Origin of the sequence: Synechococcus sp. MU1655 (assembly GCF_023630655.1) — a bacterium.
Classification (GTDB): domain Bacteria; phylum Cyanobacteriota; class Cyanobacteriia; order PCC-6307; family Cyanobiaceae; genus Synechococcus_C.
The window spans coordinates 1-7,610 of sequence record NZ_JAKUHK010000076.1 but is presented as its reverse complement, the minus strand read 5'-3'; the positions used below and the strand labels follow the sequence as shown (position 1 = coordinate 7,610).

The 7,610-nt window shown below is 53.8% G+C and carries 9 protein-coding genes; 2 read left to right on the top strand and 7 right to left on the bottom strand.

Annotation, left to right across the window (positions count from 1 at the left end; translation table 11 throughout):
* From NCN04_RS05295 to NCN04_RS05275, 4 genes are all read right to left on the bottom strand, one after another.
* On the bottom strand, positions 1-394 hold a 394-nt coding region (locus tag NCN04_RS05295), incomplete at its 3' end, for a DUF3370 family protein (protein ID WP_502988754.1).
* A gap of 398 nt (positions 395-792) precedes the next feature.
* Positions 793-1,452 carry a sigma-70 family RNA polymerase sigma factor gene (locus NCN04_RS05285; protein WP_250395397.1) on the bottom strand — a complete coding sequence of 220 codons (660 nt, stop codon included), beginning with the start codon at positions 1,450-1,452 and terminating at the stop codon, positions 793-795.
* A gap of 56 nt (positions 1,453-1,508) precedes the next feature.
* A complete protein-coding gene (locus NCN04_RS05280; protein ID WP_350223236.1) occupies positions 1,509-2,351 on the bottom strand; it encodes an ATP adenylyltransferase family protein in 843 nt (280 codons plus the stop codon).
* 43 nt (positions 2,352-2,394) lie between these two features.
* Entirely contained in the window at positions 2,395-3,372 is a 978-nt protein-coding gene (locus tag NCN04_RS05275) for a SpoIID/LytB domain-containing protein (protein ID WP_250395395.1), read from the bottom strand.
* On the opposite strand from NCN04_RS05275, the gene NCN04_RS05270 reads away from it, so the two are divergent.
* The gene (locus NCN04_RS05270) at positions 3,371-4,099 is read left to right on the top strand and encodes an SDR family NAD(P)-dependent oxidoreductase (protein WP_250395394.1); all 729 of its coding nucleotides are present in this window, start codon (positions 3,371-3,373) and stop codon (positions 4,097-4,099) included. The genes NCN04_RS05275 and NCN04_RS05270 overlap by 2 nt on opposite strands.
* On the opposite strand, the gene NCN04_RS05265 is transcribed toward NCN04_RS05270, so the two are convergent.
* Entirely contained in the window at positions 4,081-4,488 is a 408-nt protein-coding gene (locus NCN04_RS05265; RefSeq protein ID WP_250395393.1) for a DUF2237 family protein, read from the bottom strand. The genes NCN04_RS05270 and NCN04_RS05265 overlap by 19 nt on opposite strands.
* 111 nt (positions 4,489-4,599) lie before the next feature.
* Here NCN04_RS05265 and NCN04_RS05260 point away from each other — a divergent pair, with 111 nt between their 5' ends.
* Positions 4,600-4,830, top strand: coding sequence for a DUF8667 family protein (locus NCN04_RS05260; RefSeq protein ID WP_048346462.1), 231 nt, complete (start codon positions 4,600-4,602; stop codon positions 4,828-4,830).
* Between the two features lie 30 nt (positions 4,831-4,860).
* Here NCN04_RS05260 and NCN04_RS05255 read toward each other — a convergent pair whose 3' ends face one another.
* Positions 4,861-5,133 (bottom strand): small RNA NsiR4-regulated ssr1528 family protein, encoded by a 273-nt coding sequence (locus tag NCN04_RS05255; RefSeq protein ID WP_048346463.1) that lies wholly within the window; start codon positions 5,131-5,133, stop codon positions 4,861-4,863.
* Positions 5,134-5,166: 33 nt separating this feature from the next.
* Positions 5,167-7,610 (bottom strand): methionine synthase (locus NCN04_RS05250; protein ID WP_250395392.1); only part of this gene is annotated, 2,444 nt, incomplete at its 5' end.

Sequence of the window (7,610 nt, the reverse complement as noted above, 5' to 3'; positions counted from 1 at the left end):
GACGGCGGCCGAGTGGCTTTACCCCCATCAGACGGTTGGGGTGATAAGGAGCCTCAAAACTGTTTTTTACAGACCCTCTTTTAAATCTAAGTGTGACTGGATTATTGCCTGGGTTGATAGCGATTGCAGCAACCGTTAATAAACCTCTTGCGCGACGTCCACCTAATTTACTGCTGTCTTGTGGATAATATTTATGGTGCATATGCAAGCCGAATTCGCCATTAAAAGTAAATTCAGGATTCTTGATTGGTTGATTGTTTTCGGCGGCAATCGCAGATCCTGGCGCTGTGGTGACGAGGATTCCAGGTCCTTTAACAATTTCGGGTTGATTGGAATGAAGGACTGGAACGTTATTAAAGGTGCCATTAAGAGCTCGAGCCCTTTGACCAGCCATCAGTGGCACATAGGCGTGCGCACACTCCATGACACCTAAATTGAGCGTCGCAATTGCGACGCTGCCTAGGACCAGTTTTGATAATCGGTGAGACACGCGAGACTGGTTGTAGGGGCGCTGAGGCCTGAGCTCTCCGCAAGCTCCAAACCTAATCGTCTGGTTCAGAAGCGCCAAGTGTGTGTTGGCAGTCCCGATTTCTGGAACAATTCGCCAGGATTATGGAAGATCATGTGTTTACTCATGCTGCCTCCCTTTTTCTGTCAGTCCTCATGTGAGTCCAGTCATTGGCGCAGTCATCACCAGCAACGCAAGATGGAGATGCTCCGTTTTTGGCGTGATGGCCTTGAACGCCAACTTGCTGCTGTAACAGCAGCGATGTCCACACTTGAAGGGCAAATTCAGCGGGACCACAGCGACGACGAATCCTGATCACCAAGGTCTTGGCGCAACTGGGCTAGGGCGCGCTTCAGTCTGCGTTGCATGGTCATTGCGCTCACACCCTGCTTTGTTCCGGCTCCACGAAGGCTGGCACCCTCCAGCACCACTTCAATGAGCGCCCTTTTCTCTGAGGGACCTAATCCGTTGATTGCCGTCCAGATCCGTTTGGCCCGCTCCTGCATCAGCAGCGGTTGCCATACAGGGTCGTCATCTGCAACCCTGCCTTCGTCTAGAGGTTCCCATGACTGTCGGCAACGATAGGCATGCACGTTCAGTTCCAGCTCAGCAGACATCTCCTGTCTTTGTTGTGGCTCTGCAGAGTTGTTTTTAATCGTATGCTGCGCTTGTTCTTGGAGGCGGCGGGGGAGTTTGACTAGTCCCACACTGTCTCTGAGGTAATGAAGGATTGCCCCTCTGATATGGGGCCTTGCATACACCTCAAAAGGTTTCTCCTGGCTTTGCTGATAACCCTCCGCGGCACGTAGCAACCCAAGCCTCCCCACCTGTTTGAGATCTTCTCGATCGAGTCCCGATCGCCTGGCGTAATGGCCAGCAATGGGATCAACAAGTTTCAGATGTCGCTCGATTCGTTGATTTCTGATCGCGTGGGTTTTGTTCATGGCTGTTGTCGAAGGAAGGGTCGGTGTCGGCCGGATGTCCCTCCTCAGACAGACATCTAAGGGGTTCTCTTCACAACCGTGTTTCCACGGATTTCGAGAATCACTTCTCGCAATAAAGCCTCGGGTCCATGGGTCTTCAGCCAGTTCAGATCTGAGTTTGCAGTGGCCAAGAGATATCCAGCAAATCCAAGGGCATTGATACTGAAACCAGCTGCGCCTTCTTGGCGACGCCTCACCATCGCCATCCATTGCGGTGTTAACAACAGGTTGTAAAACGATCTTGGACGATGATCCTGAGAGGGATGGCCTATGCCTAGCTGTTTAGAGAGTGATAAATAGCTGTCCTGAAGATCTTGTGCCTGTTCATCAACATCGTTGCTGTGATGGAATCGTGAGATAACGGAACAGCCGTTCAATAAGGGATCGCTAGAGGATTCGTACGTTCCTTTCGATATCAATCGGTTTAGAAACCAGAGGTCTCTAGGACAACTTGTCTCGTCTTTGCTGCGTGGGAGAAGTTGAAGATGTCGATGGGGCTGACTCGCTCCCGCAATCGGACCACTGTTGAAGAACCACAGCCCAGATGTGTCTTGGTCAACGCACACTAAAGCTCTCCAGTCAGCCAGAGTGAGCCAACCATCCTGGGCGGCCCAATCTTTAGTAATCAGGAGCATGTGTCCGCGTTGGACAGGATATTTATTCAGGATGACGGCGTGACCTGGATTCAGAGTTGCCACTTCCAGCGACGGATCCCATGGTTGAAATGGATTGGGTTTGGGCCCGTCTATTTTTAAATGTTTGGGTAAGCGACTTTCAAGAGTTCTCAACTCGAAATGTGATTCTGGACTCCTAAAAAGATGTTCTAATGAGGTGCTCAGTGGAACTAGAGCACCAGACATCAATGCCCTCTCGCTTTGCTCGAGCGCTCGAGTCCAGTAGGTTTTACTTCTCATCTGTTTTGAGCCTCGCGAGGGATGCACCCACGTAATATCGACCAAGGATTTCATTGAATTTGAGACCCTCCATTGCTAAGTTTTGGGCACCGTGCTGACTCATGCTTGCGCCTAAATGGCTATGCGCTTCAGCAGCGATTTCACTTGTCGATGCATATAAAGATTCCACCAGTCCTCCTTTAAAACTAAGTACAAGACCTTGTGTGGCTTTAGTGGCGTCGGTTGTGGCCACGCTTTGACTCTTCAGGCCTCCATAGGCTTGCCAACGTGTCGTATCACCAAGATTGAAATCAGAATCTGCAGGACGCACAAGATGCACTAGGGCGTAGGAGCGTGCGGCTACTGCTTGTGCCTTTAATGCTTCAGGATTCCAGTGACTAGGCATCTCCGCGCCAACAACAGAGGCAACGTATCGCTCCATAGGCAGCTGGTTAATCACAGTCCAACCATGACCTCTGTTAAGGAAATAAACCGTCTCCGGATACGAGCGTTCATTCACGACGATGGTGCCAGTTTGACCTGAATGGCAGGTCACAAAATTCGAATGATGACCGGCTATTAGTTGATTTAGGGTTCTTTTTTGTACGACTTTACCGTTGCTCAATCTGCATTCGACCTGTCCTGATAAGTCCACAGAGCGGGGTGGCGACTGACTTAACAAAGCAACGCGCACAATTGGATTGCCTGGGGCTCCTAGCGGCTTAGCACCAGGACTTGCGTGCAGTACCGATTTGGATGCATCGGCTGAGTTGATGGAGTCATCAGCAGAGGCGTGAACAGGTTGATGATCGGTGCCGGATTCCTCTAGCAGCGTTTCGAGGAGGTGTTGTTGGGTGCGTTGTTGTTCAAGCTGCCCAATCGCTTGGACACCCCAGGTGACCACCCCGATCAGTCCCGCGGTTACGGACATTCCCAGCAACAGTGGTGTGAGCTGTCTCACTGTCCCTCGGACCACGCTTTCGATCATGCCTGAAATCAACAGAGTTGCTTGGATTGGCCGTGCCTTGATCGTTGGCCGTGGCGGTCTTGGTACGGCACTTGCGGAGGAACTGCAACGTCGTCAGCCCACTCTGAAGGTGACGCTCTGTGGTCGAACCTTGGGGTCAGACGCTGATTGGCTCGTTGATCTTGAGTCTGCAGAGAGTTTGCAGGCGTTGTCTCAGAGGCTCCTGGAGGATCCCCAGCCCCTTCGATTGGTCATCAATGCCACAGGGCGACTGCATGGAGCTTCCTTGACCCCTGAGAAGCGTCTGCAGCAGGTTTGTGCCGATCATTTGATGGAATCGTTTGCCATCAATGCTGCGGGGCCTTTGCTACTCGCCAAAGCCATTGAACCTGTCCTGACGCGTGATCGTCCTTTTCACTTTGCGAGTCTCAGTGCGCGGGTGGGGAGTATCGGTGACAACCACAGTGGGGGCTGGTACTCCTATCGCGGATCCAAAGCTGCCCAGAACATGTTCTTGCGTTCGTTGAGTGTGGAGTGGGCGCGGCGATTTCCACTCGCCACCGTCACGATGCTCCATCCAGGGACCACCGATACGGCTCTTTCCAAACCGTTTCAGAGTTTTGTTCCGCCGGATCGCTTGTTCAGTCCTCAGAAAGCGGCCGCTCTATTGCTCGATGTTTTGTTGCGTCAGACAGCTGGCGAAAGCGGTCGTTTCCTGGCTTGGGACGGTCAGGAGATTCCCTGGTGAGCGTGCATCTTGAGGACCTCTAACGGGATCACCTCCAGCGCTGTGGATTCGGTTGCTTCGAGTCGCACGGGTGGAGCCATACCGTCGTCGTAGGCCTGTTTCCAACGTGGGGCGCAGACACACCAGTGATCGCCTGGTTGAAGTCCAGGAAAGCCAAAGTTGGGCATCGGAGTGCTCAGGTCATTCCCCTGGGCCTTGCTGTAATTCAGAAATTGTTCTGACATCACGCAGCAGACGCTGTGTTGTCCTGAATCGCTGGCATCGGTGCGGCAATGTCCATCTCGAAACCAACCTGTCATCGGTTCACAACTACAGCCTTCAAGCTCGCCACCCAAAACATTCAGATCCCTTTTCCCAACTGGCTTTTGCCCTTGTTCCTTTGACGGCATTCGCTTGCTTTGGCTGCCTGGAGTCTGCCGAATGACTGGCACATTCTGAAACGAGATGGTTGACGGATCCCGGGGGTTAGGCGTTAAAGGTCGTTCAGTTATGCCTCCTCGATGGATTGGGAGTTCACTGAAGACGCCGCGTTTCTCGCCCTCTGCGACGCGTTCCGCGAAAGTGGCGAATCGTCCGCTATTGAGTTCCTCGCCAATGGTGAGGGAGCGTTCCACTTTCAGGATCTTGCGCAGAACGCTGCGGGAGAGGGATTTGATTTGAGCGAGTCCAGTGCGCTCGACGATTTTCAGCAGGAAGTGATCGACACGATGGAAAAGCTCTGCCAGGAATAATCCTGAACAGAGCTCGGTAAAGGTGGCCGCTCAACTGAAGAAAAAAGCGATCTCCTTGGCTTTCAGCCCATCCCAGCCGGCATCGATCAGTCGTTTGTTCAGTGTGTCTTGATCGAAATGCTTGGCTCCGGTCTTGACGATCCGATTGCGCATTGATTTTTTGACGCCACTGCGTGCCCGCTTGCTCTCCAGGTCCATGACCTCGTTGTAGAGCTTCACCATCGGCCCTGGAATCGGTGTTCCATCCAGGTCGAGGCCAGCTGCGATGGCTTCATCGACACCACCAGGTCCTGCTATTGCCATGGGAATTGTTCTGCAGCGGCTCAGGTTGGCATGTCAGGCGCTGAAGTATCGAGCTTGGCTGTGGAGTGCCACCAAAGCGGTTGTGCTCTGCTCAGGCTCTAACTGGTCGCTGTCGTCCATGGAGAGGCCGATGCGTTCTGCATTCAGCCAATCGAGCTGCGGCCTTGAATCAGCGACATTCGGGCAGGCGGGATAGCCAAAGGAATAGCGGCTGCCGCGGTAGCGCTGGGCCAATACATCGCGTAGGGCCGACGGTTCATCAGCGCTGAAGCCAAGTTCACGGCGGATCCGGGCGTGGGTCCACTCCGCCAGAGCTTCGGCCATCTGGACGCCCAGGCCGTGAAAATACAGATAATCGCTGTAGCGATCAGCCTGGAACAGTTCCCTCGCAAAGGCACTGGCCTTCTCTCCCATGGTGACGGCCTGCATGGGAAGAACATCAGTGGGTCGGCCCTCGGGGGAGAGATCCCGATAGAAATCACCGATGCAGTATTTGTTTCCCGAACGCTGCCTGGGAAGTTCGAAGCGGCCCAGCTCAACGCTGGGATCTGCAGGATCGAAAACGACGACGGCATTGCCATCCCTGCCGCAGGGAAAGTAGCCATAGGCCACCCGTGGCGTCAGCAACTGCTCAGAGCGGGAGCGTTGCAACCATTCCTGCAATACGGGCTCGGCCTTCTCCTTGAGCTGTTGTTCATACTCCTCGCGGCTCTGATCCTTGCTTTTGCGGATCTGCCATTGGCCAGCGAAGAGTGCATTGCGATCGAGATAACTGAAGACCTCCTCCAGATTGATCTCCTCCTCTGAAAGTACGTTGGTTCCCCAGAATGGTGGCTCCAGAGCAGGTTCCTCAGGCACGGCCTCCGAGCGCTCGCGGCTGACGGGAGCCTTGGGCTTGGCCTCTTCCTGCTTGGCACTCGAATCAGCCTCTTCGGTCTCACGACTGTTGGCATCCCCATTGAGCCCCAGACCTTCGGGAATGGCGCCCATGAAGCCCTTGTTGTTATCCCATTCACCACCTTTTTTGGCCTCCACCAGAGCGTCCATGAATCTCAGGTCAGCGAAGGCATCACGCCCATAAATCACCTGGCCGTCATAGACCTCACGGCAGTCTTTCTGAACAAAGCGAGGTGTGAGTGCCGCACCGCCGAGAATCACTGGAACGGAAATACCAGCCTCATTGAAGGCCTGCAAGTTGTCTTTCATGAAAGCGGTTGATTTCACCAAAAGACCACTCATGGCGATGCAATCTGCTTCATGGGTTTGTTGAGCTTCGATGATTGCATCGACCGATTGTTTAATGCCTAGATTGACTACTTCGTAGCCATTATTGGTGAGAATAATGTCCACAAGATTCTTGCCAATGTCGTGAACATCACCCTTGACTGTTGCAATCAGGAATTTGGCCTTGGCTGAACTTTTTCCCTCGGTTTTTTCCATATGCGGTTCGAGATAGGCCACCGCACTTTTCATGGTTTCGGCGCTCTGCAGCACAAAAGGCAGTTGCATCTGGCCTGAACCGAAGAGTTCACCCACAACCTTCATGCCATCGAGCAAGAATGTGTTCACGATTTCCAAAGGTCTGTACTGAGCCAGACCCTCATCAAGGGCTGGTTCTAGGCCGATGCGCTCGCCATCGATGATGTGCTGCTTCAGTCGCTCTTCAACGGGAAGGTCAGCCAGAGAGGGACCTGAGGCCCGGGCTTCCTTAGTGCTTACACCTTCGAACAGCGTGGTGAGTTCAGTGAGCGGGTCGTAGGTGCAGACATCCCCCTCAAATCGACGCTTGTCATTGATCAGATCACGGCAGACCTGCTGATGTTCCTCGCTGATCTTCATCAGCGGCAGGATCTTGGCGGGGCTGACGATCGCCGCATCCATTCCCGCCTTACAGCAGTCATGCAAGAAGACGGAATTGAGGTTGATCCGTGCCGCTGGCGAGAGTCCGAAGCTGATGTTGCTGACGCCAAGCACCACATGGACACCGGGCAATTCCGTGGTGATTCGCCTGATGGCTTCGATGGTTTCACAGCCGTTGCGGCGGTCCTCCTCAATGCCCGTTGAGATTGGCAGCGCCAGAGGGTCGTAGAAGATCTCGTGAGCGGGGATCCCGAATTCGACCGCATCCCTGTAGGCGCGCTGGGCGATGGCGAATTTGCGCTCCGCTGTCCTGGCCATGCCGTCTTCATCGATGGTGCCGATCACCACCCCCGCGCCATAGGCTCGAGCTAGTTCCAATACCTTGAAGAAGCGTTCGTCGCCGTCCTCGTAATTAGTGGAATTCAGCAGGCATTTGCCACCGGCCACCTTGAGGCCGGCTTCCATCTTTTGCCACTCGGTGGAATCAAGCATCAATGGCAAGTTGACGTTGGTGACCAAACGGCTCACCAGGTCATGCATATCCTTTTCGCCATCGCGACCGACGTAGTCGACGTTTACATCAAGCACGTGGGCGTTTTCCTTCACCTGGCCGCGGG